Origin of the sequence: Pyxidicoccus xibeiensis (genome assembly GCF_024198175.1) — a bacterium.
In the GTDB taxonomy this organism is placed as follows: Bacteria; Myxococcota; Myxococcia; order Myxococcales; family Myxococcaceae; genus Myxococcus; species Myxococcus xibeiensis.
On record NZ_JAJVKV010000005.1, the window covers coordinates 288,381 to 314,736 of the forward strand.

Sequence of the window (26,356 nt, forward strand, 5' to 3'; positions counted from 1 at the left end):
GGCTCAGGTGGGCACGGGGGCGGGCGCTTCCCGGTCCACCGCGGCAGGTGAAGTCGAGGGGGCGGGCCGCTGGAGGCGGCGGATGGCGCGGGCCGCGCCGGCCAGCATGAGCGCCAGCGCCACGAGGCCCACTTCCGTCGCCAGCACGAAGGAGGAGCCCGAGGCGAAGGGGAGCCGGCCCGTCCTCACCGCGTCGATGAGCGGCACGGCGAGGAGCACGCCGCTGGAGAGGAGCAGCAGGCGGCGCGCGTGCAGCGCGGCGGAGCGGTCCAGGAAGGCGCTGCCCACGGCCAGGGCCCAGGCCGCGTGGAAGGCGGCGTGCTCCCAGCGGGGCCGGTCCGCGAGCGTGGCGGGCAGCAGCTGGTTGGCCGCGAACACGGCGGCGACGGCCAGGGCGAGGCCGGCACAGGCGCCGGACGTCAGCCGCGCGAGCACGCGGTCGAAGCGGCCCGGCTGCTTCGCGCGGCGGCGCTCCAGCCAGAGCAGGTTGCCCGCGAGGATGCCGAAGGCGCAGAGCAGGGCGAGCACGGCGTAGAGGACCTTCGCGGGGAAGCCGGCCCAGGTGGCGAAGTGGAGGCCGAAGAGCGGGTCCATGACGCGCGTGTACGCCGACGCGCCGCCCGTCTCCCGCTCCCAGACCACCGCGCCTTCACGCGACACCCGCACGTGCGTGAAGGCGTGGAGCGTGCCCTCGCTCTCTCCGGGCAGGTGTACGAGGCCCTTCTCGTCGCCGAGGTTGTCGAAGAAGAACCAGTGGTGCTCCGAGCGGGGGAAGCGCTGCTTCGCGAGCTCCAGCGCCCTGGCGAGGTCGGGTGCGCCGGCGGCCCTGCCCGACGGGGCGGGCGGTGAGGGCCAGTCGACGGCGCGCTCCTTCGCCTTGGAGTCTCCGTCCAGCGAGGTGGCCACCACCGCGGGCTCGAACCCGTCATCCAGCCAGAGGATGCCGCCGGTGAGCCCGAAGACGAGCAGGAACGGCGCGCTGACGACGCCAATCACCTTGTGTGCGTCGGACCAGAACACGCGCAGGGCGGCGCCGGGCCGGAACTGGACGAGCTCGCGCACCATCCTGCCGAGCTGGAGGAGCAGGCCCGTTCCCACGAGCAGGACGAGCACCGCCGAGGCGATGCCCGTCACGTGCTTGCCGCCGGGGAGGGGCTCGAGGAAGTGCATCGCGTTGAGGAACTCACCCAGGTCGCTGCGCTCGCCGAGCTCACGGCCGGAGACGGGGTCGACCCACAGCGGCTTGATGGAGCCGTCGGGCGACATGCGCCACAAACGCAGCCACGGCTCCTCGTCCGTGGGCAGCGAGATGCCGAACCAGGCCGGTCGGGAAGGGGCCTCGGCGTCGGCGATTCGCTGCGCGAGGCGGACGGCCTCGGCCTCGGAGACGGCGATGGGGGCGCGGAACGTGGGCTCCTGCCACGGGGACAGCTCCTCGGCGAACAGGGCGAAGGCGCCGAGGAAGAACGTCACGAAGAGGACGAGCGACGACAGCACGCCGGCCCAGGCATGGGCATCCCACAGGATGGCGTACGCGCGCGGTGAGAGCTTCATGTGAGCACCAGGACGGCGGCGGACACGGCGGCGACCAGGGCCGAGCCCACCCAGGCCCGGACGCCGCTCCGGGCGAGGAGGGCGAGGCACACGGCGGTGGCGGCCGCGGGCAGGACGGCGAGGATGGCGACCAGCAGGCGGACGTCGCCCGTCACGGGCAGGGCCGCGGCGAGGGCGAGGCTCGCGAGCACCGCGGCCCCGGGCGCACCGGCGACGGCCGCGGAAATCCGTCCGGCTCCATGCACGTGCGCCATCAGGAAGCCCCCAGCCACAGCAGCGCGAGCCCCACTGCGCCGAGGGGCAGCACGAGCCGGGTGGCGCGAGGCCACAGGGGCGCGCTCAGTGCCAGTGCGGCGGTGGCCAGCATGGCCAGCACGGCGGAGCACGTCAGGCCCACGGCGAGCCCCTGGGCCCTCACCGCCACGACCACGCCCGCCACCAGCGCGAGGCCACCAACAGCCTGGGCCCAACGCCGGTGGGTGCCTTGCAGCACGGCGATGCCCAGCAGCACCAGCAGGGTCGAGCTCGCCATGGCCTCCTCGCGATGGTGACGATACTGAGAATGATTCTCAATACCGAAAGCGGGGGCACTTCAACCGCACCCTCGCGTGCAAGTCAAGACACGCCACGAGGGACGGCCTGGGACTCGCCATCAATGCGTGGAGTTCCTGATTCACTCTCACGCGCGCGGTGTGGGCGTGCCCGAAGCAGGAAGATTTCGGTGAGGTGTCGTTGAGGCGCAGGAGACCACCCGCCCGTACTTCGAAGCCGAGACCCGCATGACGACGAGCCAGCCCCAGCGCTTCCCCGAGGATGTGAACTCCACCGCCGCCGAGCCCGTTCACCGGCTCTTTCAAAGGCAGGCCGCACGGACGCCCGGGGCGGTCGCCGTGGAGTCCGGGAGCGAGCGCCTCACCTACGAGGAGCTGTCGGGCCGGGTGCGTGACCTGGCCTTCATGCTCCGGCAGCAGGGCGCAGGGCAGGGGAGCCGGGTCGGCATCCTCCTCCACCCCTCCATCGACCTGGTCATCGCGGTGCTCGGCTGCCTCGAGGCGGGCGCGGCCTACGTCCCGCTGGAGCCGCTGCGGCCGTCCGGCTACACGAAGTTCGTCATCGAGAACGCCGGTGTGTCCCTCGTCCTCACGCAGCCCTCGGTGAGCGAGCGCCTGCAGGGGCTCCCGGTGCGCTGCATCTCCCCCACGGGGCTCGACCGCGCGCCCCCGGAGGCGCAAGCCGCCGACGTCTCTCCGGAAGCTGCCGCCTACGTCATCTACACGTCAGGTACGACGGGGCAGCCGAAGGGGGTCCTCGTGTCCCACCGCGCGCTCGCGAGCTATGTCGACTGGGCGCGGACGCTCTACGTGGGCGCGGAGCCCGCCACCTTCCCGCTCTACTCGTCCCTGGCGTTCGACCTGACGGTGACGTCGCTCTTCGTGCCGCTGCTCTCGGGCGGGAAGCTCATCGCGTACCCGGGGAGCTCGGCGGGCGCGGGACTGATGGAGGCCCTCGAGGACAACCGCGTCGACAGCGTGAAGCTCACGCCCGCCCACCTTTCGCTCCTCGTCACGCGCAAGCATGCGGGCAGCAAGGTGCGGCGGCTGATTGTCGGCGGTGAGAGCCTGGAGACCCGGCTGGCGCTGCAGGCGCTGGAGAGCCTCGGGCCCCAGGTGGAGGTCTTCAACGAGTACGGCCCCACGGAGGCGACGGTGGGGTGCATCGTGCACAGGTTCGACCCGCACTCGGATGTCCAGGCCTTCGTCCCCATCGGCCGGCCCGCGCCGAACGCCCGGGCCTATGTGCTGGACGAGCGCCTGGCCCCGGTGGGGGAGGGCGTGACGGGCGAGCTGTACCTGGGCGGCGACTGCCTCGCGCAGGGCTACCTCGGCAATCCGGAGGCGACCCGGGAGCGCTTCCTCCCCAGCCCCTTCCTCGAGGGCGAGCGGGTGTACCGCACGGGGGACCTCGCTCGCTGGCTGTCCGGAGACCTCCTGGCCTTCGAGGGCCGCAATGACACGCAGGTCAAGTTCAACGGCCACCGCGTCGAGCTCGAGGGACTGCGGAGCCTCTTGAATCGGCACCCCTCGGTGCGTGACAGCGTCGTCCTGCTCGGCACGGATGCCGGAGCCAGCGCGCTGATTGCCTACTACGCCTCGGAGCAGGCCCTCGACGCGCCGGCCTTGTGGAGCTTCCTGGGGACGATGCTGAGCCAGGAGCTGCTTCCCCAGTACTTCGTCCACCTTCCCCGGCTCCCGCTCACACCCAACGGCAAGGTCGACACGAAGGCGCTGCCCCGGCTCGACGAGGTGAAGGGGCGGATGCGGAGCCTGTCGGCGCCACCGCGCACGCCGACGGAGACGGAGCTGGCGGCCATCTGGCGCAAGTCGCTGGGGCTCGCGGAGGTGGGCGTCGACGACGACTTCTTCGAGATTGGCGGCCACTCGCTGCTGGCGAACCAGATCATCCTGAGGATTCGGGAGGCCCTCGGGGTGGACCTGAACATGCGCAGCATCTTCGAGAACCGGACCGTCGCGGCGCTGGCCCGGAGCATCGAGGAGACCCGGGCCCGCTCCGAGATTCGCGTGGCGACGGATGCGGGGACCGGGGGCGAGCCGCTTCCCCGGTTCATTCCCGGCCCCGACACGGCCCGCGAGGCGAAGCCCACGCCCGGCGCCGTCTCCAAGAAGAGCGACGAGGAGAACCTCGTCCAGGCGGAGTCCATCACCTCCGTGGACGAGAAGGTCGGTGAGTTCTACAGCCGCTTCCCCTGGCCCTGGAACTCCTCCAAGTTCGACACGCTCCAGGACCCGGACTTCGAGCGGACGCTGGTGAGCCAGGAGGTCGGAGACTTCACCCACACGGCGGTGCCCCGCGAGGCGAACATCTGGGTGGCGGGCTGTGGAACGAACCAGGCCCTGCTCACGGCGCTGCTCTTCCCGAACGCGAAGGTGCTCGGCACGGACCTCTCGACGAAGTCCATCGAGATCTGCGCGTCCAACGCCAGGGACCTGGGCGTGAAGAACCTCGAGCTGAAGCTGGAGAGCATCAACGACGCACCGTACGTGGAGCAGTTCGACTTCATCGTGTGCACGGGCGTGATTCACCACACCTACGAGCCGGCCCACGCGCTCGGGCGGCTGTCCCGGGCCCTCAAGCGCGATGGCCTGATGGAGCTGCTCGTCTACAACCGCTTCCACCGGACGATTACCAGCGCCTTCCAGAAGGCCATCCGGCTGATGACGCAGGGGCTGTCGTCCAACGACTACGCCATCGCGAAGCGGCTGGCGGCGGGCTTCGCCGTCGACAACACCATGGCGAGGTTCATCAGCCGCCATCGCGACTGGGAGGAGTCGGACTTCGCGGACCTGCTCATCAACCCGGTGGAGCACAGCTACACGGTGGACTCGCTGGCCGACCTGGCGGGAGGGTGCAACCTGGACCTCGTGCGGCCCTGCATCAGCCTCTATGCGAAGTACCGCGCCGAGAGCATCTTCTGGGAGATGTCGTTCGCGGACGCGGACATCCAGCGCGTCTACGACGCGATGCCGGACCTGGACCGGTGGCGCGTGTCGAACCTGTTGATGCACGAGAAGTCGCCGATGCTCTGGTTCTACCTGCGCCGCCAGGACTCGCGGCTGCCGCGCAAGTCGGAGCAGCAGCTGAACGAAGCGTTCCTCCAGACGACCTTCGAGCGGGCGACGACGATGCAGCAGAGCTACATCCGGGGACAGGATGGGCGCTTCCGGCTCTCTCCGAAGTCCATCGCCCACCCGGCCTCGGCGCCGGAGCACTCCGTGAAGGCCCTCTACGAGCGCTTCGAGCAGCGCAGGGTGATGGGTGAGGTCTTCGCCGAGCTCGGGCTGCAGCGCGACTTCGGCACCGTCCAGCGCGCCCGTGTGCAGCTCACGACGCCGGCCTTCCCCTACCTCCGGGCCGTGGGCTCGAGGTAGCCGCGTGTGGCCCCAGAATCGCTTCTGGGGCCACGACGGCCGTCACCGTTCGTGGGCATGGCCCCACAGAACAGGGGGGACTGTCCACCTCACGGGCCCTGTCGCTCCTGGCGCGAAGTGCGCGTCTTCACAGTGCCGGAGCGGACGCAACGGGGTTGGTCCTGCAATTGCTTTGCTAGTCGTCATGAGACTTCTCATAAACAAAGAAACCTGGCTGATTTCATCACTCACCGCTGTATTCCTGCTCGCCTGCACGGGCGACGCTCCGTCTCCTTCCTCCCAAACGCCTGAAGATCCCCCGCTTGCGGCCACGTCATTCCAGCTCACGCTCACCCAGACCGGCGCCGGCACGGTCTCTTCCAGCCCCTTGGGCGTGTCGTGCGGTGCGACCTGCGCGGCCTCGTTCGCCAGCGGTACCGCCGTCACGCTGACCGCTGAGCCCGCGGCGGGCTACAGCTTCGGCGGCTGGAGCGGAGCCGGCTGTACCGGCAAGGCCGCCTGCACCACCACCCTCACCGCCGACACCGCCGTGGAGGCCAGCTTCACCCCGGCAGCCGTCGCGGGTGCCCAGTACATCCCGCTGAGCCTTGCCGCGGGTCCCGCCGCCAACAAGGTCCCAGTGCGTACGGGTGTGCCCCTTCCCAGGGGGGCGCTGTCCAACATCTCCGCGCTGCGGCTGGAAACCGGCGATGGCAGCCAGGAAGTGCCGGCCCAGTTCGACGCCATCTCGCGCTGGCCGGATGGCTCCATCAAGGTGGCCCTGGCCCACCTGGTGACGGACCTTGGCGCCGCCCGGTCCTACCGGGTTGCCTATGGCGACGGCGTGGTTCGCGCCGCGCTGCCGCGCAACGTGGCCATCGGAGGCAGCCCGTCGACCGGGCTCACCGTCGATACCGGCCTGGTGAAGTTCACCGTCAGCAACAAGGGCGTCATCACCCAGCTGTGGCGGGACGCCAACGGCAACGGCACGTTCGAAGCGGGTGAGCAGCTCATCGACGCCGGTGACCTCTTCATGGTCAACGTCTACGACAACCTCGAGTACACCGCCTCCGCGGCCACCGACGCGGTCGTCACCGTGGAGGAGAGCGGACCGATGCGAGCGGTCATCAAGGCGCAGGGCTCGCTCACCAGCGGCAGCGGCGCGAAGTTGATCAAGTACCTGGTCCGCTACTACGCGCACCAGGGCTCCGACAAGGTCGACCTGGAAGTCTCCATCATCGACGACCGTCTCGAGGCCAACGTCCAGAGCACGCCTGCGTCGTTTGCCATCGCCGCCAAGGCCATGGGCATGCGCTGGCGCTACCTGTCCGACGGCGCGGCCGACTACCGTTTCGGGGGCGAAGGCGGCGTGGCGTATGGCGCCAAGGTCTCCGGCGAGCACTTCCTGCTGCAGAAGGGCCAATTCCGTTTCGAGGACGGCGTCGACCTGGGCCATACCTTCAGCTACAGCGGCGTGGGCACGGGAGCCCGGGCCCCCGGCTGGGTGGCGCTGGACTCCGGCAGCCGTCACCTGGCCCTGATGGTCAGGGACTTCTGGAAGCAGTTCCCGGGTGAGCTGAGCGTCAATGGCAACACCCTCACGGCATCCTTGTTTCCGGCGCGTGGCGGCAGTGCGGAGACCACGCAGCCGGCGCTGTCGGGCAGCAGCTATCGCCGCGCGGAGAGCATGTACTTCGCGCGTCCAGGAGGCGCGAAGACCTACCAGTTGCGCTTTGCCTTCGGCAGCGGCACTCCGACCACCAACGCCCTCCATGCACTGAACGACAGCTATCAGCGCCACCGCCTGGAGCTGACGGCCACTCCGGCCTGGTACGTCTCCTCAGGTGTCTTCGGCGAGCTGAATGTCGGCACTCCGACCGGGGCCACCAGGGGCTACGACGCTGCCTTGATGGAAAACATCTACGTGAGGAGCGTCGAGCAGACCGATGGCAACGCCACCATGTTTGGCTGGCGCGACTTCGGCGACCGGCTGCGACCGGGCTGGGCGCTGGTGGTCAACGGCGTGGAAGTGCCCAGCTTCTACAATGACACCCATGTCGGTTCGAACAACTTCTTCACGCAGTTCCTGCGCAGCGGGGATCAGCGCTGGTTCGAGCTGGCTGACATCAGCACCCGTCACTTCATGGACTTCGACGTGTCCCATGGGCCTCGCGCCGGATACTGGAACACGGGAGGTCTGCCGCAGCCGGCGGGTGAGGTGCACGCCATCAACCATGAGAACGTGGACCACCAGGTCCGCAACCTGCACTGGGGCCACGCGCACGTGAGCGGCCTGAGCAACAGCTACCTGCTCACCGGCGACAAGCGCTCGCTCGACGTGCTCACGGAGATCGCCAACTGGTGGAAGTTCATGTCGCCATACTTCTTCAAGCGCCCGTTCAAGGCGGCGGACCTCCACCGCGAGGCCGAGCGTGACTTCGCCTGGCCCCTCTACGTGATGAATGAATACGTGCGGGCGACCGGTGATGCGACGTACCACAAGGACGTCGCGGGCGGTCTGGTCAGCTACCTCCTCCAGTGGTTCAGGACCCCGCTCAACCATGTGGGCTTCAACCCGGCGACGGGGAGCGTCTCCAACACGGTGCTCGGGGTGAACGATGCGGCCCAGGGGACGGGTTACTGGACCATGACGAAGATGGACAACAATGGCGGGTACAACGCCACCGGTACCAACCCCTGGATGGCGGGCGCGCTCCTGGGGAATCTCATCAAGTTCCGCGAAGCGGACCTCCAGTTCGCCGCCGCGGGCAAGGCGTCGGGGGTGAGCCAGTCCGCGCTCATCGACATGTTGCTGCAGGGCATGAACTACGTGGTCAAGTATGGCTACGACAGCAGCAAGAAGTACTTCGTGTACTCGGAGGTGATTCGCGGCACCAACGGTGGTGACAATCACATCATCTATGCGCTGGGCTACCTGGACCGCCTGTACAAGCAGGAGCTCGCGGCGGGCCGCGTGGCCCACCCGGAGTGGTTTGACACCCGGAGCACGTGGGGCACCATTGCCGCCCGTCGTTACGATGAGCTGCAAGCCATGGTGGTGGGGGCGAACACCCAGTCGTATGGCTTCTATGGCTACGAGATTGTCTATCCGGCCGACTTCTTCAGCGTGATGAAGGACACGCTCGGCCGGTAGGCGGGAGCCGGCTCACGGCCACCGCGCGGCGCTTTCAGCGATGGGGTTGGAAGGAGAGCCACCGCAGCCGCGCGGCTTCGGTGGCCTCCTTGACGCGCCGGTGGACGAGGACCTCGCCGTTGAACCGGTCCAGGCGGAACATCAGGGCCCCTCCAGTGTGCGAGGGGTCCAGCGGCGTGTCCCTGGGCACCATCCCGATGACGTTGATGGCCTTGTCGCCGTCCAGGCGCGTCTGGCCATCCTCGGAGAGGAGCACCGCCTCGTACGCGTCGAGGTTGGAGACCCCCGCCTGTCGCAGGACCTCGAAGAGCACCTTGCTGACCACCGGCGTCGAGTCGAACCAGTGAAGTGCCTGGGCCTGCTCGTCGCCGGTCACGATCTCGAGTTCGACCGGCAACCCGTCTTTCTCCAACGCGGCCCCCTCGTGCCGCAGGGCCGCGGCCGGTTTTCCGGCAACCTCCGCTGAACGCATGGGCGCTTTCTCAGGGGACTTCCTCGCATCGGCGGAGCGCGGCAGCATGGCGTCCGGGCTCGTGGGGAGAAGCGCCGCATGGACACACCGGTCAGCCTCGACTCTTGTCACACCATCCTGAAGACGGCCTTGCAGGCCTCCGCTCCGGAGACCTGGCCCCTCGGGCCGTTCGCCCTGGGCGGCCCCCGGCCGGTATGTCCTGCCGTGGGGCAGGTGGAGCTGGGGCTGTGGTTCGCGTCACTCGTGGCCCCGCTGCTTCGCGACAAGGTCGAGCAGGCCGAGGCGAGGCAGGTGCTGGAGCAGGTGCGGGGCTTCCTGGCGGAACGTGGGCGTGTCCCCTCCGAGGAGTGGAACCGGTACGCTCACGGCGGGACGATGCAGAGCCGCATGGGGCTCATGTACCAGCGGCTTCAGGCCTGCTCGGAATCGGTCCGCGGCGAGTCGGAGGCCCTCGCGGTGGCGCGCCGTGCCGCGGGAGCCGCGGCCTCGCTGTGCCGTGGAAAGGACGACGTCGTCTTCGTCCACCTCAATGCCTCGGTGGGGCGCGTGGTGCGGTTGCTGGAGGGGGCCGCGGGCGGGGCACTGATGCCGCTGCGCGACTTCCTCGCGGAGCTCGACGCCCGCATCCTCCGGCTGGAGTGCTCGGCGGCCATCGCCCCGTTGGTGCCCGGCGGTGCCGTCCCCGACATCGCCGAAGTGCTATGGCGGGGCGACGGGGGCAAGGGCCGCGTCCTCCACTTCATCGCGCGCCTGTCCGATGGAACCTACGGGCTGGTGACGAAGCTCGGCCGGCGGTGGGCCTGGGTGCACGGCAATCGCGACGAGGTGCTCGCCTCGGTGCCGGACACGCTCTTCCCCGAGGCTGCTCGCGCCGTGATGAAGGAGGACTGATTCATGACGCGGAAGAGTCCTGCGGCATCCGGGAGGCTCCGAGCGCTCCCGGAGCCATGGCATGCAGGAACGTGGCGAGCGCCATGGCCTCCAGTGCGTTGCTTGCCACGGAGCCCGGCAGGGGCCTCCCGAGTGCGGTGTCCTCATCTCCGCGGGGCCGCATCGAAGAACGCGACAGGGCCTGGAGTGCACCGAGCGCCCGAACGCAGAAGCATCCTGAGCTGCTGCCAGGGCCTCTGCGACCGTCATGGCTTCGGACCGCGCCACGCCCGCGCCCGCGGGCGAATCACTCAACGCGCACCGCCCTGGGGCTTCGCGTGCGGCAGTTGCCGGAGTACCGCGCTCCACCATGGCGCGAGGACCACGCGCGGCAGTTGCCGGAGTACCGCGCTCCACCATGGCGTGGGGACGCTTCGTATCCACGGGCGCAGCGCCCGGCCGAGGCGCCGCCGCGTCCTCATCCATTGCCGCCGCCGCGTCACAGTCGAGCGCTTGGTCCGAGGCCTTCGCGCCCGCTGGAGGCGGATGCGCCGCGCCAGCAGCCATTGCCGCCGCCGCGTCCAGGTCGGGCGCCTCATCCGAGGCCTTCTCGCTGTCTGGAGGCGGATGCGCCGCCGCGCCAGCATCCATTGCCGCCGTCGGTTCGCTGTCACGTGTTTCTACCGGGGCCTCACCTCCGTCCGGAGGCGACATGCCGCCAGGCCCCCGGGGAGCCGACTTCTCCCTGGGCGCCAGCGCTCGCCAGAGCGCCTCGGCTGACGCGAGCACGTCCTCTTCCGTGACTGCGCCTTCCCTCCTCATCGTCACCCGCCCCAGCTCTGCCAGCGCGCCCCACACCAGGCACGTCCTCGCCATCGTGGAACCTGGCTCCAGCGCTCCGTCACGCTCGCCCTGGCTGACGACCTCCCGGACCAGGTCTCGCACCCGCCAGCCTCGCTCGTCGTCCAACCCCTGCTCCGGACGGGCGTGCAGGAAGACGAAGCTGAAGACGCCGGGCATCCGCAATACGTAGTGGGCCAGCAGCCTCCAGAGGGCGAAGAAGCCTGCGCGAAAGCCCGCCCCCTCGTCCGTGCTGGCCATCTGGAACTCGTAGCGCGCATAGCGGTACAGCTCGTCGTCGGAGAAGTCCCGAATGGCCAGCGCACAGCCCCGCTTGCTGCCGTAGCGCCGGTACAGCGAGCCCACCGACATGCGCATCACCCGCGCCAGCTCCGCGGCCGGGGTGTTGTCGTAGCCCCGCTGCGCCATCACCGCCGCCGCCTCCTCCATCCGCGTGGCCACGAACTGCTGGTACAGCTCCATCATCTGCCCACCCCCTGCCGGACCGACCCGCCCGTGGAAGGAACGTTCCTTCCGCCAGAGCCTTCCTACCGGGTGGGGCTGACATGCAGACGGCGGACGACCGGGCAGGTTCGCTCGAGACCACGGCCCGCAGAGGCCGGAAGGTCCTTGCGGGTTCATGCGGTGCGGGGCTCCCTCCAGGCTTCGGGCCAGCCTCCCCGAGGGCCTGCCCGGGGCGTAGCCCGGACTTCCCTGGGGCGTGGGGCTCTGGCACGGCATGGTCCGCACGGAGGGCTGATCGTCCCTCCTTGGGGCTTCGGAGGAACGCTCACTCCACGAGGGCTCGCTCCCTCCGCCCTGTCAGGCAGGAGTCATCCGTGTCTTGAATGAGGCGCGGCGAGCCCGGGTTGTCAGGCGGTGTGCCGTGCGCGCGTCAAGGGACGCATGCTCGTCTGAATGCGCGGTGGTTGATTCGTCTGCTCGCCGGGGTGTCCGGCCGCACGGGTCCTACACGCCCTATAACGGTCCTAAGGTTGCAACGCTCGGGCGACCGAGCGCGCGAGCAGCGTGGTGTCTCCCGTAGATGCCCGCCGCGTGCCCACTGCCGTCCTCCGGGACAGGTAAGAGCGGCCGTAGCCACTGATGCCCCGTGCACTCGGGCGCCCCGGCGAGCAGACGAATCCAAGCGCCACACTGCTGGCGCTACCCCTTCACCATGAGGGCGGGCAGGTGACGCCCTGCCGCAGGCACTCAGGACGCCGAGCCTCTACAGGGCGCCCGCTGGGGCCAGGCCCCGGTGTCTCCCGCCACCGCCAGGCTCTTGTCCTCCCATGCAGGGAACGGAACAGGCCCGTTCGCCGCACCTGCGTGCCCGTTCGCCGCACGGCAAGGCCCACCGGCTGAACACTCCGGCAGTGGAGGGGGCTGGCGGGCACTGTGTCCCTCGCAACCCGGTTGCCACGGATGGACCCGGGGCTGCTCACAGGTCGCTCCCTTCCTTCCTCCACGTCTGGCGCATGGCCACCCCTCCCGTCCTCCTCCTGGCGCTCCTCGCGGTCTCCTCCCAGACTGAGCCCACCCCGTCCCCCGTCCTCTTCCAGCCGAAGGTGGAGGACGCGATGCTCACCCCCGTCCCTCCCGCCCCCCGGCTGGTGAAGGACTGGAACGAGGCGCTGGGCCTGGTGCGCGAGCGCTCCACGGACCTGCGCAGCGCCGAGGCCGGCGTCCAGCGCGCCTCGGGCCGCTGGCGTCAGGCCCTCGGCGCGCTGCTGCCCAACGCGCGCGTCCAGGCCGGCGTGGCCCATGACCTCCTCAACCCGGACGTGCCCGCGGGGGTGTCCCCCGGTGCCGCTGGCGACGGGCGCACGCCCACCACGCCCGCGGGCACCGTCACCGCGACGCTGACGCAGTCGGTGGTGGACGTGAGCGCCTGGCGCGGGCTGTCCTCGGCCCGGGCCGCCGAGGCCGGCGCGGTGGCCAGCCTCCAGGACGTGCGCCGCCGCCTCACGCTGGGCGTGGCGCAGGTGCTGGTGGCCACGGTGGCCGCCGAGCGCGCCGCGGAAATCAACCGGGTGGGGCTGCGCCAGGCACTGGAGCGCGCCGCCCTCACCCAGCGCAGCTTCGAGCTGGGCGCGGGAAACCAGCTGGACGTGGTGCGCGTGGAGCAGGACGTGGCGGTGGCGCGCGGCGCCCTCATCGCCGGTGACGAGCAGCTTCGCCAGACGCGCGAGGCGCTGGGCTTCACGCTGGGCTTCGGCCAGCCGGTGGGCGTCGACCCGTCCTTCAACCTGCAGGGCCTGGTGGACCAGACGCGCAATGACTGCGCCCCGCTGGAGAGCCTGGACGCACGGCCCGACCTGGTGGCGTCGCGCGCCCAGGTGGAGTCCGCCAAGGACAGCCGGCGTCAGGCCTCCGCCGGCTACCTGCCCACGCTGGGCGTCTCCAGCACCCTCTACGGCCTCACCACCGACCCGGGCTTCGGCCGCTTCGCCACGTGGAATGTCTCCGCCGTGCTCTCGGTGCCGATTTGGGAAGGTGGCAGCCGCTCGGGGCTGGTGCGCGAGCGCGCGGGCGTGGAGGAGCAGGCGTCCGCGGCGCTGGAGAGCGCGCGCCGGGACGTGGAGCTGGAGGTGGCCCAGGCGCGGCGCGGGGTGCAGGTGGCCGAGGCGCTGGTGAAGACGGCGACCGAGTCGAGAGACCTCGCGGAGCGCACCGACCGGCTGACGCGCCGGGCTTTTGAAGTGGGCCGCGGCAGCAGCCTGGAGCTGGTGCAGAGCGCGGCGGCCCTGCGCCAGGCACAGCTGACGCTGGTGCTGCGCGAATTCGAGCTGGTCCAGGCACGCCTGGACGCATTCCTGACGGAGGCCCGGTGCGACTGGTGAGGCGGGGACGGGCGCCGAAGGCGCTGAAGCAAGGAGATTCGAATTCGGCCATGCGCACCTGGATGCCTTCCCGACGGAGGCCCGGTGCGACTGGTGAGGCGGGGACGGGCGCCCAAGGCGCTGAAGCAGAGATTCAAGCTCATCCAGGCACGCCTGGATGCATTCCTGACGGAGGCCCGGTGCGACTGGTGAGATGGGTGCGCCCCCTGGAGGCGCTGAAGAAGACGGTGTGGAGTGGGGTGGTGCTGGCCGCAGTGGCGGGCTGCTCGGGACAGAAGGCCGCTCCGGCCGCGCCCCCGCCTCGCGAGGTGGAAGTCGTCACGCTCGCGCCCCATGAGGTGCGGGACACCGGCGAGTACCTCGGCTCGCTGCTGTCGCGGCAGAGCCTCACCGTGCTGCCGCAGGTGGCCGGCTACATCCGGAATATTCACGTGCGCCCCGGCCAGCAGGTGGAGGCCGGCGCGGCGCTGGTGGAAGTCGACGCGCGCGAGGAGACGGCCGCGCTCGACAGCGCCCAGGCGCAGCTCAGCTCCTCGCAGGTGAACCTGGAGCTGTCGCGCCGCACACTCGCCCGCACGGAGGCGCTCCACAAGGAGGGCCTCGCCAGCGCCCAGGAGCTGGAGGCCGGCCGCGCGCAGGTTCAGGCCGCCGAGGCCGCATCCCGCTCCTCCGCCGCACAGGTGGCGCAGCGCCAGGTGCAGCTGCAGTACCACGTGGTGCGCGCCCCCTTCGCCGGCACCGTGGGCGACGTCGTCATCCGCCAGGGTGACTTCGTCAGCGCCACCACGCCGCTGACCAGCGTGGCCCAGTCGGACGTCCTCGAGGTGAGCGTGGCGGTGCCCTCAACGCGCGCCCGCTCGCTGAAGCCGGACACGGCGCTGGAAGTCCTCGACGCCCAGGGCAAGGTGCTGCTCACCAGCTCCATCTTCTTCGTGGCACCGCAGGCCGACCCGCGCACCCAACTGGTGGAGGTAAAGGCCGCCTTCCGCAACACGGGGGGCCTGCGCCCCAGCGAGCTGGTGCGTGCGCGCATCGTCTACTCCGTGCGGGACGCCCTGCAGATTCCGGCGCTCGCGGTGGTGCGCCAGAGCGGCCAGCCCTTCGCGCTGGTGGTGAAGGAGAAGGACGGCAAGACGGTGGTGGAGCGCCGCCCCATCACCCTGGGCGCGCTGGGCGACATGGCCTACGTGGTGGAGAAGGGCCTGTCGGCGGGAGACCTCGTCGCCGTCTCCTCCATGCAGGCGCTGCGCGATGGCATGCCCGTGAAGGTGAAGGTGCATGGCACGCCCCGAGCCACGGTGGACTCGGGCTCGGGCGTGAAACTGTCGACGGTGGCTGCTCCCGCTGTCGGAAGCAGCCGCTGAGGGCCCAGGCACCATGTTCATCGACTTCTTCATCCGCCGGCCCGTCTTCGCCATCGTCTGCTCCATCCTGCTGACGCTGGCGGGGGCCATTGCCATTCCCTCGCTGCCCATTGCCCAGTACCCGGACCTGGCTTCACCCCAGGTGACGGTCTCCGCCAGCTACGTGGGTGCCAGCGCCGAGGTGGTGGAGAGCGCCGTCACCATCCCCCTGGAGCAGGAGCTCAACGGCGTGGAGGGCATGCGCTACATCACCTCCTCCAGCAGCAACAACGGCACCAGCAGCGTCACTGTCACCTTCGAGCCCACTCGCGACATCGAGGTGGCCGCCGTCGACGTGCAGAACCGCGTCAGCCGCGCCGCCTCACGCCTGCCCGCCCAGGTGAACCAGGCGGGCATCACCGTCAACAAGGCCTCCAGTCAGATTCTGCTGTCGGTGGCGCTGTTCAGCTCGGACGACCGGTACGACACGAAGTTCCTCAGCAACTACGCCGACGTGAATCTGAAGGACGCCATCAAGCGCGTGCGCGGCGTGGGCGACGTGCAGATTTTCGGCGAGCGCAAGTTCTCCATGCGCGTGTGGCTGGACCCCACGGAGCTGGCACGCCGCAAGCTGACGCCCCAGGACGTGACGCGCGCGCTGCAGGAGCAGAACCTCCAGGTGGCCGCGGGCCAGGTGGGCCAGCCGCCCTCCGCCGTGGACCAGCCCTACCAGCTCGCGGTGCGGGCCCGGGGGCGGCTCGTGGAGCCGGGCGAGTTCGGGGACATCGTCCTCATGCGCGAGAATGACGGCAAGAGCGTGCGCGTGAAGGACGTGGCCCGCGTGGAGCTGGGCGCGGAGAGCTACAACACGCTGCTGCGCTTCCGGGGCCAGCAGGCTGTCGGCATCGCCATCTTCCAGCTGCCCACCGCCAACGCCCTCGAGGTTCGCGACGCCGTGTACGCGGAGCTGGAGCGGCTGTCCCAGCAGTTCCCGCCGAACATGGAGTTCAAGGCGGGCACTGACACCACGCTCGCGGTGCGCGCCACGCTCGAGGGCGTCGTGCAGACGCTGGTGGAGGCCATCGCCCTCGTCATCCTCGTCATCTTCGTGTTCCTGCACGGCTGGCGCAGCGTGCTCATCACCGCCTTCACGTTGCCCGTCTCGCTGGTGGGCACCTTCGCCTTCGTCCAGCTGATGGGCTTCTCCATCAACACCCTCACGCTCTTCGGCCTCACCCTGGCCACGGGCCTGGTGGTGGATGACGCCATCGTCGTCATCGAGAACATCGAGCGGCTGATGGTGGAGCGGAAGCTGTCGGCCGTGGAGGCCGCGCGCGAGGGCATGAAGGAGGTGGCCGGCGCCGTCGTCGCCATCTCCATCGTGCTGGTGGCGGTGTTCGTCCCGGTGGCGCTCGTGCCCGGCACCACCGGCGCCATCTACCGCCAGTTCGCGCTCACCATCGCCGCGTCGGTGGCCCTGTCCACCTTCTGTGCCTTCACCCTCACGCCCGCGCTGTCCGCACGGATGCTCCAGCACCACCACGGGGAGAAGTGGATCTTCTTCCGCTGGGTGGACCGGGCGCTCGACGCCACGCGGAGCGTGTACGGGCGCAACCTCCGCCGGCTGCTGAAGCGCCCGCTCCTCGTCCTGGCGGCGTTCCTCCTGTGCATCGGTGTCACCGGGGTGCTCCTCCGGGTGACGCCCACGGGCTTCATCCCCGACGAGGACCAGGGCTATCTCATCGTCACCGTGCAGGGGCCGGAGGGCATGTCCCTCAGCCAGACGGAGCAGGTGATGGCGGAGGTGGAGGCGGTGCTGAAGGCCCAGCCGGAGGTGCGCGCCATCTTCGCCAATGGCGGCGCCTCGCCGGTGGGTGCGGGCTCCAACGTCTCCGGCATCTTCGTGGCACTGGCACCGTGGGAGGAGCGGACGGGGAAGGACCAGTCGGTGGCCGCGGTGGTGGAGCGGCTGCGGGGGCCGCTGGGCCGCATCGGCGAGGCACGCGTGGTGCCCTTCCAGCCGCCCGGTATCCGGGGCGTGGGCAGCCTGGGCGGCTTCCAGTTCGTCGTCGAAGACGTCGCCGGCACCGCCTCGCTGGACGAGCTGGCGGCGGCCACGCAGGCGCTGGTGGCCCGGGGCAACGAGCAGGGCCTGCTGCGTGGCGTCTCCACCGGCTTCAACGCGGATACCCCCCTGTTGGACGTGGAGGTGGACCGGCAGAAGGCCAAGGCGCTCGGGGTGCCGATTGAGCAGATCTTCGGCACGCTGCAGGTCTACATGGGCAGCCAGTACGTCAACGACTTCAACTACGCCAACCGCACCTACCGCGTCTATGTGCAGGCCGAGCAGCAGTTCCGCGACAGCCCGCGGGACATCGGCGCCTTCTACGTGCGCAGCGACACCGGAGACATGATTCCGCTGGAGTCGCTGGTGAAGGTGGAGCCGACGGTGTCCGCCCAGGTCATCCGGCACTACAACCTGTTCCGTTCCGCCGAAATCAATGGCCAGGCCGCGCCGGGCGTCTCCTCCGGAGAGGCCATGGCGGCGATGGAGGCCCTGGCCCGCGAGCATCTGCCGCAGGGCATGAGCGCGGAGTGGACGGGCATCAGCCTGGAGCAGCGGCAGAGTGGACGGCAGACGCTCATCATCTTCGGGCTCGGGCTGCTGTTCGTCTTCCTGGTGCTCGCGGCGCAGTACGAGAGCTTCCTCCTGCCGCTGGTCGTCATCCTCTCGGTGCCGCTGGCCGTCATGGGCGCGCTGGGACTGCAGCTGGCGCGCGGCTTCGCCAACGACGTGTTCTGCCAGGTGGGGCTCGTCATGCTGGTGGGCCTGGCCAGCAAGAACGCCATCCTCATCGTCGAGTTCGCCGAGCAGCTGCGGGCGACGGGCAGGAATGCCGTCGACGCGGTGGTGGAGGCGGCCGAGGTGCGGCTGCGGCCCATCCTGATGACGTCGATTGCCTTCCTCCTCGGCGTGGTGCCGCTGATGACGGCCTCGGGCGCGGGCGCGGCGTCGCGCAACTCGCTGGGCACGGCGGTGTTCGGCGGCATGCTGGTGTCCACGGTGGTCAACTTCGTCTTCATCCCCGGCCTCTACGTGCTGATGCAGAAGCTGCGCGGGGAGGCGAAGCGGACCGTCGGCCTGGTGGCACCTCCGGCGCCCTCCCACTGAAGGAATGGCAGGGGTGGAACGGACCGTGCCATCGTTCGCGGCCCATGACGACCGTGAGCCTGACGCCCGAGCCCCCGTCCACGCCTGCTGCCGTGTTCGCCGGCCTGCTGACCCAGCTGGCGGAGGCGGGGCGAGCACCCTCGGAGGCGCCCGCGTCTCCGTCGACGCCCGAGGCCCTGGCGGTGGCCCTCTTCGAGGTGGCGGCGCGGGCGGGCGTGGCGCTGTTCTCCGTCTGGGCGGAGGAGGCCTACGCCGCGGCCGGGGCCGACGGTGACGTCGACGGCGACGAGGGTGGGGGCGCGGTGCCCGAGCCACGCGTCGACGCTGGCATCTCACTCTTCTTCGACACCGAGGCCTCCGCGGAGCAGGTCGCGGTGAGGCAGTCCATGGCCTCCACGCTGTATCGGCCGCTCGGGCAGGCGCTGGCGGCGCACGCGAGGCGTGGCGAGGACCCGAAGCTGCCCCAGCGCGGCGTCGTGTCCTTCCCGGCGGGCGCGGTGGACCCGGACCTGGAGTTCCGGGTGTCGTTCCGGGACCACGCGCTGGGCACGTGGACCTCGGCGCTGGCGAGGGACCGGGAGACGCGCCTGGCCTTTCCCAGGGTCACGTCGCTGCCGCTCCCGGCGGACGCGGGGGCATTCCTCGAGGCGTACTTCCGCGGGCCGAGCGGGGCGCTCTTCCAGGGCCAGCCGGTGCTGCTCACGGGCGCCTCCAGGACGGGGCGCAGCACGACCCTGCGCGCCCTCATGGATGCGCTGCCCGACAGCGTGCGCGCGCTGGCGGCGGTGGAGGAGCCGAAGGGCGTCACGGGCGGCGCCATCGGCAGGGTGAGGGTCGGGCAGGGGATGGCCCTGGTGCAGGTGGTGCGTTCGTTCTTGCGGCAGGACCCCGACTTCATCTTCGCGGACGAGGTGCGTACGCTGGAGGAGCTGCAGCTGCTCTGCAATGGCGCGCTCACGGGGCATGCCATGGTCTGCGTCCTGGAGGCCGCTACGCCCGAGGACGGCTACGCCTGGATGACCGAGGCGATGCCGGGCATGCCCATGCAATCCCTCCTCGTGCACCACACGCGCGACGCCACGACGGGCGCCCTCACGATGTCGCTCCACGAGACGCAGCCCACGGAAGACGGCGGCGCGCTGCGCGTCGTGCCATGGACGCCAGCCCCCCCCGTGCGTACCTAGCAGTGCTGCTCGACGGCCGAGACCAGCTCCTCGATCCTGGGCGGCTTCTTGATGTACGACGCCGCCCGGAGCTTCTCCGCGTTGGCCTGCACGTCCCGGTACGCGGACACGACGATGATGGGGATGTTGGCGAGCACCGGGTCCTGGACCTGGGCCTCCCGGAAGGTCTGCCCGTCCATGACGGGCATCATCAGGTCCAGCAGGATGAGGCAGGGCAGCACGGTCGCGCTCTTGAGGTAGGCCAGGGCCAGCGCGCCATTGGCCGCGCCGACGACTTCACAGCCGTGCTCCTCCAGGATTTCGATGAGGACCTCGCGAATCTCGTCGTCATCCTCGACGACCATCACCTTGTGCCGCCTCATGGCGCCACCCCCGTCCCCGTCGCTGGGGGCGTGCCCGTCGCCGCCCCTGCGCCGCGGGGCAGGATGACGACGAAGCGCGCACCGTGAGGCTTCACGGCCTCCACGGAGATGGTGCCGCCGTGGCCCTCCACGATTTCCCGCGCGACATACAGCCCCAGGCCCATGCCTCCGTAGTGGCGCAGGGAGGCCGCGCGCTCGAACCGGCCGAAGATGCGCGCCCACTCGGACTCGGGGATGCCCGGTCCCTGGTCGGAGACCGTGAGCACCGCGTTGGCGCCCTCCGCCCTCACCGAGAGCTCCACCGGAGTCCCGGCGGCATACTTGAGGGCGTTGGCCAGCAGGTTGGTGACCACCTGCTCCAGGCGGAGCCGGTCCCATTCGCCGGAGACGGGCTCCTCCAGGCGGAGGAGCAGCTCGCAGCCGGCCCGGGCGGCCTGCTCACGGAAGCGCTCGGTGACCTCCTCCACGCACCGGGCCAGGTCGAACCCGCTGCGCGACAGGCTGAAGCGGCCCGTGGCGATGCGGGACACGTCCAGCAGCGTCTCCACCAGGTCCAGCAGCCGCTCCGCGCCCTTGTAGGCACGCTCGGCCTTGGTGCGGACCTTCGTGTCCAGGGACTGGACCCCCTGGAGCAGGCTCTGGAGCTGGAGGTGGAGGGCGCTCAGCGGCGTCCTCAGCTCGTGGGAGGCAATGGAGAGGAACTCGTCTCGCAGGCGGATGGCTTCCTGCGCCTGGGCAAGCCGGAGCCGCTCTTCTTCCGCACGGCGCCGCTCCGTCAGGTCGCGGGTGACCTTCGCGAACCCGACGAGCTGGCCGTCGCGGTTCCTCACGGGCTCGATGACGACATTGGCCCAGAACCGTGAGCCGTCCTTGCGCAGCCGCCAGCCCTCCTCCTCGAACTTGCCCTCGGCGATGGCGACCTCGAGCTCCCGCTCGCACTTGCCGCTGGTGGCCTCATCGGGCGGGTAGAAGCGCGAGAAGTGCTGGCCGATGATTTCCTGGGGCGCGTAGCCCTTGATGCGCGCGGCCCCCGTATTCCACGTGGCCACGCGGCCCTGGGGGTCGAGCATGAAGATGGCATGGTCCTTCACGCTGTTGACGAGGAGCCGGAAGCGCTCCTCGCTCTGGCGGAGCGCGTCCTCCGCCATGCGCCGCTCCGTCAGGTCGCGGGTGACCTTCGTGTACCCCTGCAGCACGCCCGCCGTGTCGTAGAGCGCGGTAATCACCACGTCCGCCCAGAACCGGCTCCCGTCCTTCCGGACGCGCCAGCCCTCGTCCTCGATGCGCCCCTGCTGGCGCGCGAGCTGGAGCAGGTGCTGGGGCCTGCCCGCGGCGACGTCTTCCGGCGCGTAGAAGACGGAGATGAACTTCCCGATGATCTCCGTGCCCTGGTAGCCCTTGATGGCCTGCGCACCCGCGTTCCACGTCTCGACGCGCCCCTGGTCATCCAGCATGAAGATGGCGTAGTCCTTCACGCTGCCCACCATGAGCCGGATGCGCTCGTCGCTCTGGCGCGGCGTCTCTTGGGTAGGACCTGGTTCCTCAGCGGGCTGGATGGGCTGAACGGTGCGGCTCAAGATGGGCTCCAGCGAATTTGAACCAAAGGACAGGCACCTATCGTACGAAAAGGTTGAGTGCCAACTTTCTTGGAGCGGGAGTCGACCGGACGACTGTTCAGTCGTGCACCGCCAACCGTTCAGCGGGTGAAGCGGGCGGTGGCACGGGCCACGGCCCACTGAGCAGGCTTGCTCCCTGTGCCCCGGCCAGCGGGTGCGTAGCGCGCTGTGCACGGTGCGTAATGGCTTGTCCGTTGAATGGCCGGAAGGCGGGTGCTACCTCGCGCACCATGGCGAATGCTTCCGGCTACGTCCTCGACTTCGAGCGCCCCCTCGTCGAGCTCGAGAAGAAGCTCGCGGCGCTCAGGGCCCTGTCGGCGAGCGGCGCGGTGGAGGTGTCCTCGGAGCTGGCGAGCCTCGAGAAGAAGGCGAAGAAGCTGGCGGTGGAGATTTTCGGTTCGCTCACCCGCTGGCAGGTGGTGCAGCTGTCCCGCCATCCGTCGCGCCCGTTCTTCCTGGACTACGTCCAGCACCTCTTCACCGACTTCGTCGAGCTGTGCGGCGACCGGCACTTCGCGGATGACCGCTCCATCGTCGGGGGCTTCGCGCGCTTCGACGGCAGGCCCGTGCTGGTGCTGGGGCACCAGAAGGGGCGCAACACGAAGGAGAGCATGGAGCGCAACTTCGGCATGCCGCGCCCGGAGGGCTACCGCAAGGCCCGCCGGCTCATGGAGCTGGCCGAGCGCTTCGGCAAGCCCATCCTCACCTTCGTGGACACCATGGGCGCCTACCCCGGAATGGATGCCGAGGAGCGCGGGCAGGCGGAGGCCATCGCCGTCAACCTGGAGGTGATGAGCCGGCTGCGCGTGCCCATCATCTCCACCGTGATAGGGGAGGGTGGCTCGGGGGGCGCGCTGGCCATCGGCGTGGGCAACCGCGTGCTGATGCTGGAGAACAGCATCTACTCGGTCATCACCCCCGAAGGGTGTGCCTCCATCCTCTTCCGCGACGCGGCCCAGGCACCCCGGGCGGCGGATGCCCTGAAGCTCACCGCGAAGGACCTGTCGGCGCTGAAGGTGCTGGACGAGGTGGTGCCGGAGCCGCTCGGAGGCGCGCACCGCGACCCGGCGAAGACGGCCGAGGCACTGGGCAAGGCGCTGCGCAAGCACCTGACCCAGCTGGCCGACCTGTCTCCCGAGGCGCTGGTGAAGGACCGCTACGAGAAGTTCCGCGCGTTCGGCGTCTTCTCCGGGCGCTGAGCGGCACCGCGGGCGCGGCACGCCACGCATTGCCCCTGCCCGGCGTCCAGCTGGAGCACGGCGCCGCGGCCCGGAATGGCCGCGGCGCCGTCACTTCACGACGCTCAGCGCAGCGGAGGCGGCAGCACCTTCAGCTGCGGCTTCACGACCTTCTGGTCACCGGCGATGACCACCGTCATGGCGTCCTGCTTCAGCGCGGTGCTGGCCAGCTGCCGCACCTGCTCCGGCGTCACGGCCATCACGTTCTGCACATAGTCCCGCAGGTAGGTGTCCGGCAGGCCGTGCAGGTCCACGAAGCGCAGCTGGTTGATGATGCCGCTGCGCGAGGAGTTCTGGAGCAGGAAGAAGCCCGCCAGGTAGTTCTGGACGTCCTTCAGCTCCTGCGCCGAAGGCGCCGTCTTGCGCAGCGAGTCCACCTCCTTGAGGATCTCCTTCAGGGACTCGCCCGTGACGGCGGTCGTCACGTCCGCCCGCTGCACCCAGTACGCGTCCTTCACGTGCGTGGTGATGGCGCTGTTGGGCGAGTAGGAATAGCCCCTCTTCTCGCGGATGTTCGCGGTGATGCGCGAGCTGAAGTAGCCGCCCAGCATCGTGTTCAGGACCTCCTGCTTGACGTAGTCCGGGTGCGACGGAGGCAGCGCCTTCACGGCGACCCGCAGGGTGGACTGCACCGCGCCGGGCCGGTCGATGAGCTGCACCGACTTGGCCACCTGCTGCGTGGGCACGTTCTCCACTCGCGCCGGGCCGGCCTTCCAGCCGGAGAAGGCGTCTCGCACGGCCTTCTCCAGCTGGGCCGCGTCGTACCGGCCGACCACGTACAGCCGCGCCCGCGCCGCGCCGTAGTTCGCGTCGAAGTGCGCGCGCACCGTCTCCTGCGTGTACCCCTTCAGCATCTCCTCGGTCGGGAAGTAGCGGCCATAGGGATGCTGGTCGCCATAGATGGCGCGGAACAGCTGCTCGTCCGCGAGCACCTGCGGCTGGCTCTTGAAGATGGCCAGGTCGCGCAGCAGGTCTCCCTTCACGCGCTCCAGGTCCTCCTTGGGGAAGCGCGGGTTCTGGATGACGTCCGCGAGCAGCGACACCGCCTTCGGTCCCGACTCGGAGAGGACCTCGATGGCGAGGAACGTCTGGTCCGTGCTCGTCGTCTCGGAGAGGGGGCCTCCCAGCTTCGCGGCCTCCTGGGCCAGCTGCTGCGCGGAGCGGGTGGTGGTGCCCTCCAGCAGCAGCTTCGAGGTGAGGTCCGCCAGCCAGACCTCGTTCTGCTTCTCGTGGATGTTGCCGGTGTCGAGCACCAGCTGGAGGGCGACCTTCGGCACGTCGCCGTAGGGCACCAGGGAGACCTCGAGCCCGTTGTCGAGCTTGAACTCGGTGCGCTCCGGCAGCTTGAACGGCTTCGGCGCCGCCGCCGCGGGCGGAGCCTCCCTGGCAGGGGCGGCCTTGGCGGGAGCGGCCTTGGCGGGAGCGGCCGCGAGGACGGGCGTGGTGAGCAGCCCGAGCACCATCAGCGCGGGCGCGGCGAGGCGGGTGCGGAATGCGTGCGTGTTCATGGTGGGCGGCTCCTCAGGGCGTCTTGGACGTGGCGGCACTCTTCGCGGCGGGCGTCACCGTGAGAATCGTGCGGTTGTCGCGGCGCAGGTACTCGCGCGCCGTCTTCTGGATGAGCTCCGGCGTCACCTTCATCAGCTCGTCCTCCAGCCGGTTGATGCGCGCCGGGTCGTCGAAGAAGAGGGCGAACGAGGCGAGCAGGTCCGCGCGGCCGAAGCCGAGGAACCCCTCCATCTGCCCATACAGGCGGGAGCGCGCCTTCACCCGCGCGCGCGCCAGCGTCTCCGCGTCGATGGGCCGGCTGCGCAGCTGCTCCACCGCTGCGTCGAACTCCTTCAGGAGGGTCTCCAGGGAGGTGTCCGCATCGTGGTAGAGGTACGCCGTCCACTGCATCGGGCCGTTGTAGTTCCAGTGGTTGCCGAGCAGGTTGACGCCGCCCTCCACCCCACCCGTCAGCCCCTTCTGCTGCACCAGCTGCTGGTAGAGCATGCTGTCGTTGCCCTGCAGCAGCACCTCGTCGACCAGCGCCATCGCGTAGTGCTCGGGCGTGCCCACCGGAGGCATGTGGTAGCCGATGGCGAGCGCCGGCCGCTGGGCGAGCGAGTCGTGCTTGTCGTGGCGCTTCTCCTTCTCCTGACGCGGCTCGGAGATGTCCGGCTGCGGCGGCTGCGGTACCGAGGGAATCGAGGAGAAGTACTTCTGCACCCAGCCCTTGGCCTGCTCGGGCTCGAAGTCACCCACCAACACCAGCACGGCGTTGTTGGGGGCGTAGTACGTCTTGAAGAACGCGCTCACGTCCTCGAGCGTGGCCGCCTCCAGGTCCTTCAGGTCGCCGTAGAAGTTGTGCGCGTTGTACCAGTTGGTGTTCGCCACCTGCGGCATGTCCAGCCACGGGAAGCCGCCATAGGGCCGGTTGAGGACGTTGACCTTCACCTCGTTCATCACCACGCCCTGCTGGTTCTTCAGGTTCTCCTGCGTCACCGCGAGGCCGCGCATGCGGTCGGCTTCCGCCCAGAGCATCGGCTCCAGCGCGTTGGCCGGGACGATTTCGAAGTAGTTGGTGAAGTCGAACCGGGTGGAGCCGTTGAGCACGCCGCCGTTCTTCTGGATGAGGCGGATGAACTCCATCTTCCCCAGGTTCTGTGAGCCCTGGAACATCATGTGCTCGAACAGGTGCGCGAAGCCCGTGCGGTCCTTGGGTTCGATGCGGAACCCGATGTTGTAATAGACGGCGATGACCGCCGTGGGCGCCGTGGTGTCCCGCGAGAGCACCACCTTCAAGCCGTTGTCGAGCTTGAAGTAGTCCACCGGGACCTGGAGCTTCTGCGCCGGAGCCGGCTCGGCGGGCTTGTCGGCCGGGGCCTGGGCCGCCGTCGTCGCGGGCGGCTCCGTCGTCTCGGGCTTCGGGGCTTCCTGTGTGGTCGCGCACCCGGTGAACGCGGCCAGTGCTACCGCTCCCAACAAGCTTCTCATCGGACCTCCCCTGGGGCATGGCTGCCCGTCGATGGACGGAGCCAGTACGGCGGTTGAAGTCACTCGATTGCCAGAGTGCGGGGACCCCGGCAACTTCTCTCTCCGGACTAGCGTAGCGTGTCTGGGAATCCGACTGGAGGAGCCCCGTGCTGCGTGACGTCGAGGTGCTGCTGGAGAAGGCCCCTCCCGGCTGCGGCTGCTCCCGTTGATGGAGGGTGCCGATGCGAATGCTGCCCCGACTTGCCTGTCCGTTGCTGACCCTGCTGCTCGCCGCCTGCGCGGGCATCGACGTGAGCACCCAGTACGACTCCAGCGCGGCGCGTGAGTCGGGCGGCTTCCGCACCTACGCCTGGGTGCCTCCTCCACCGGGCCAGGCCCCGCGCGTGTTCAGCGGCGACATGGACATCAGCGTCGAGAAGTCGGTGGACGCGTATCTCCAGGCCCGGGGCTACCAGCAGGTGGAGGCCAGTGCCTCTCCGAGCTTCCTCATCGACTGGGGAGGCGCCGTCTCCTCGAGGACGCGGTTGGTGCCGAGCATCGGCCGGGGCCCCGAGATGACTCCACGGCAGGGGATGAACCCCTATCCCAACGCGACGCCCCCTCCGTCCGGTCGCGAGTATTCGAAGGGCGTGCTGGACCTCGACATCATGGAGGCGAGGACGCAGAAGCTCGTGTGGCGCGGCACCGCCAGGGGAGACCTGCCCCCGGAGCCGCGTGCCGAGGAGGTCCAGGACTGGTTGAATGAGGCAGTCTCCAAGCTCCTCGGAGACTTCCGGGCCAGGGCCGGGAAGCGGTGACGCCGC

General features: G+C 69.8%; 17 protein-coding genes and 1 pseudogene. 9 read left to right on the top strand and 9 right to left on the bottom strand.

Annotation, left to right across the window (positions count from 1 at the left end; genetic code table 11):
• Nucleotides 1-3: 3 nt before the first annotated feature.
• The 3 genes from LXT23_RS23825 to LXT23_RS23835 are packed head-to-tail and all read right to left on the bottom strand — an operon-like array spanning nucleotide 4 to nucleotide 2,086.
• Nucleotides 4-1,554, bottom strand: coding sequence for a PepSY-associated TM helix domain-containing protein (locus LXT23_RS23825; RefSeq protein ID WP_253982569.1), 1,551 nt, complete (start codon nucleotides 1,552-1,554; stop codon nucleotides 4-6).
• Nucleotides 1,551-1,808: a hypothetical protein gene (locus LXT23_RS23830; protein ID WP_253982570.1), complete on the bottom strand. Its 258-nt coding sequence runs from the start codon at nucleotides 1,806-1,808 to the stop codon at nucleotides 1,551-1,553. Before LXT23_RS23830 ends, LXT23_RS23825 begins: the two co-directional genes overlap by 4 nt.
• Nucleotides 1,808-2,086: a hypothetical protein gene (locus LXT23_RS23835; RefSeq protein WP_253982571.1), complete on the bottom strand. Its 279-nt coding sequence runs from the start codon at nucleotides 2,084-2,086 to the stop codon at nucleotides 1,808-1,810. Before LXT23_RS23835 ends, LXT23_RS23830 begins: the two co-directional genes overlap by 1 nt.
• Nucleotides 2,087-2,333: 247 nt before the next feature.
• On the opposite strand from LXT23_RS23835, the gene LXT23_RS23840 reads away from it, so the two are divergent.
• Both LXT23_RS23840 and LXT23_RS23845 read left to right on the top strand, forming a co-directional pair.
• Nucleotides 2,334-5,501 (top strand): amino acid adenylation domain-containing protein, encoded by a 3,168-nt coding sequence (locus LXT23_RS23840; protein WP_253982572.1) that lies wholly within the window; start codon nucleotides 2,334-2,336, stop codon nucleotides 5,499-5,501.
• A 184-nt stretch (nucleotides 5,502-5,685) separates the two neighbouring features.
• Nucleotides 5,686-8,634 carry an exo-rhamnogalacturonan lyase family protein gene (locus LXT23_RS23845; protein ID WP_256561113.1) on the top strand — a complete coding sequence of 983 codons (2,949 nt, stop codon included), beginning with the start codon at nucleotides 5,686-5,688 and terminating at the stop codon, nucleotides 8,632-8,634.
• A gap of 34 nt (nucleotides 8,635-8,668) precedes the next feature.
• On the opposite strand, the gene LXT23_RS23850 is transcribed toward LXT23_RS23845, so the two are convergent.
• Nucleotides 8,669-9,031 (bottom strand): hypothetical protein, encoded by a 363-nt coding sequence (locus tag LXT23_RS23850; protein ID WP_253982574.1) that lies wholly within the window; start codon nucleotides 9,029-9,031, stop codon nucleotides 8,669-8,671.
• Nucleotides 9,032-9,184: 153 nt separating this feature from the next.
• Here LXT23_RS23850 and LXT23_RS23855 point away from each other — a divergent pair, with 153 nt between their 5' ends.
• Nucleotides 9,185-9,997 carry a hypothetical protein gene (locus LXT23_RS23855; protein ID WP_253982575.1) on the top strand — a complete coding sequence of 271 codons (813 nt, stop codon included), beginning with the start codon at nucleotides 9,185-9,187 and terminating at the stop codon, nucleotides 9,995-9,997.
• 1,143 nt (nucleotides 9,998-11,140) lie between these two features.
• Here LXT23_RS23855 and LXT23_RS50695 read toward each other — a convergent pair.
• Nucleotides 11,141-11,557: pseudogene (locus LXT23_RS50695) on the bottom strand (helix-turn-helix domain-containing protein); the annotation flags it as partial.
• Between the two features lie 737 nt (nucleotides 11,558-12,294).
• Here LXT23_RS50695 and LXT23_RS23860 point away from each other — a divergent pair.
• The 4 genes from LXT23_RS23860 to LXT23_RS23875 all read left to right on the top strand — a co-directional run bounded on the left by LXT23_RS23860 (nucleotide 12,295) and on the right by LXT23_RS23875 (nucleotide 19,358).
• Nucleotides 12,295-13,659, top strand: a complete 1,365-nt coding sequence (locus tag LXT23_RS23860; RefSeq protein WP_253982576.1) for a TolC family protein — start codon at nucleotides 12,295-12,297, stop codon at nucleotides 13,657-13,659.
• Nucleotides 13,660-13,847: 188 nt separating this feature from the next.
• A complete protein-coding gene (locus LXT23_RS23865; RefSeq protein WP_253983147.1) occupies nucleotides 13,848-15,023 on the top strand; it encodes an efflux RND transporter periplasmic adaptor subunit in 1,176 nt (391 codons plus the stop codon).
• 13 nt (nucleotides 15,024-15,036) lie between these two features.
• A complete protein-coding gene (locus LXT23_RS23870; RefSeq protein WP_253982577.1) occupies nucleotides 15,037-18,174 on the top strand; it encodes an efflux RND transporter permease subunit in 3,138 nt (1,045 codons plus the stop codon).
• 44 nt (nucleotides 18,175-18,218) lie between these two features.
• On the top strand, nucleotides 18,219-19,358 hold the full coding sequence (locus LXT23_RS23875; protein ID WP_253982578.1) for an ATPase, T2SS/T4P/T4SS family: 1,140 nt from the start codon (nucleotides 18,219-18,221) through the stop codon (nucleotides 19,356-19,358).
• Here LXT23_RS23875 and LXT23_RS23880 read toward each other — a convergent pair.
• Together LXT23_RS23880 and LXT23_RS23885 are read right to left on the bottom strand one after the other, a co-directional pair.
• Nucleotides 19,355-19,720: a response regulator gene (locus LXT23_RS23880; RefSeq protein ID WP_253982579.1), complete on the bottom strand. Its 366-nt coding sequence runs from the start codon at nucleotides 19,718-19,720 to the stop codon at nucleotides 19,355-19,357. The genes LXT23_RS23875 and LXT23_RS23880 overlap by 4 nt on opposite strands.
• Entirely contained in the window at nucleotides 19,717-21,297 is a 1,581-nt protein-coding gene (locus tag LXT23_RS23885) for a sensor histidine kinase (protein WP_253982580.1), read from the bottom strand. Before LXT23_RS23885 ends, LXT23_RS23880 begins: the two co-directional genes overlap by 4 nt.
• A 269-nt stretch (nucleotides 21,298-21,566) precedes the next feature.
• On the opposite strand from LXT23_RS23885, the gene LXT23_RS23890 reads away from it, so the two are divergent.
• Nucleotides 21,567-22,535, top strand: coding sequence for an acetyl-CoA carboxylase carboxyltransferase subunit alpha (locus tag LXT23_RS23890; protein WP_253982581.1), 969 nt, complete (start codon nucleotides 21,567-21,569; stop codon nucleotides 22,533-22,535).
• A gap of 104 nt (nucleotides 22,536-22,639) precedes the next feature.
• On the opposite strand, the gene LXT23_RS23895 is transcribed toward LXT23_RS23890, so the two are convergent.
• Nucleotides 22,640-24,082 carry a M16 family metallopeptidase gene (locus LXT23_RS23895; protein ID WP_253982582.1) on the bottom strand — a complete coding sequence of 481 codons (1,443 nt, stop codon included), beginning with the start codon at nucleotides 24,080-24,082 and terminating at the stop codon, nucleotides 22,640-22,642.
• A gap of 13 nt (nucleotides 24,083-24,095) precedes the next feature.
• Complete coding sequence (locus LXT23_RS23900; protein WP_253982583.1) at nucleotides 24,096-25,553, bottom strand: M16 family metallopeptidase; 1,458 nt, start codon at nucleotides 25,551-25,553, stop codon at nucleotides 24,096-24,098.
• Between the two features lie 221 nt (nucleotides 25,554-25,774).
• Here LXT23_RS23900 and LXT23_RS23905 point away from each other — a divergent pair, with 221 nt between their 5' ends.
• Nucleotides 25,775-26,350: a DUF4136 domain-containing protein gene (locus LXT23_RS23905; RefSeq protein ID WP_253982584.1), complete on the top strand. Its 576-nt coding sequence runs from the start codon at nucleotides 25,775-25,777 to the stop codon at nucleotides 26,348-26,350.
• Nucleotides 26,351-26,356 lie beyond the last annotated feature (6 nt).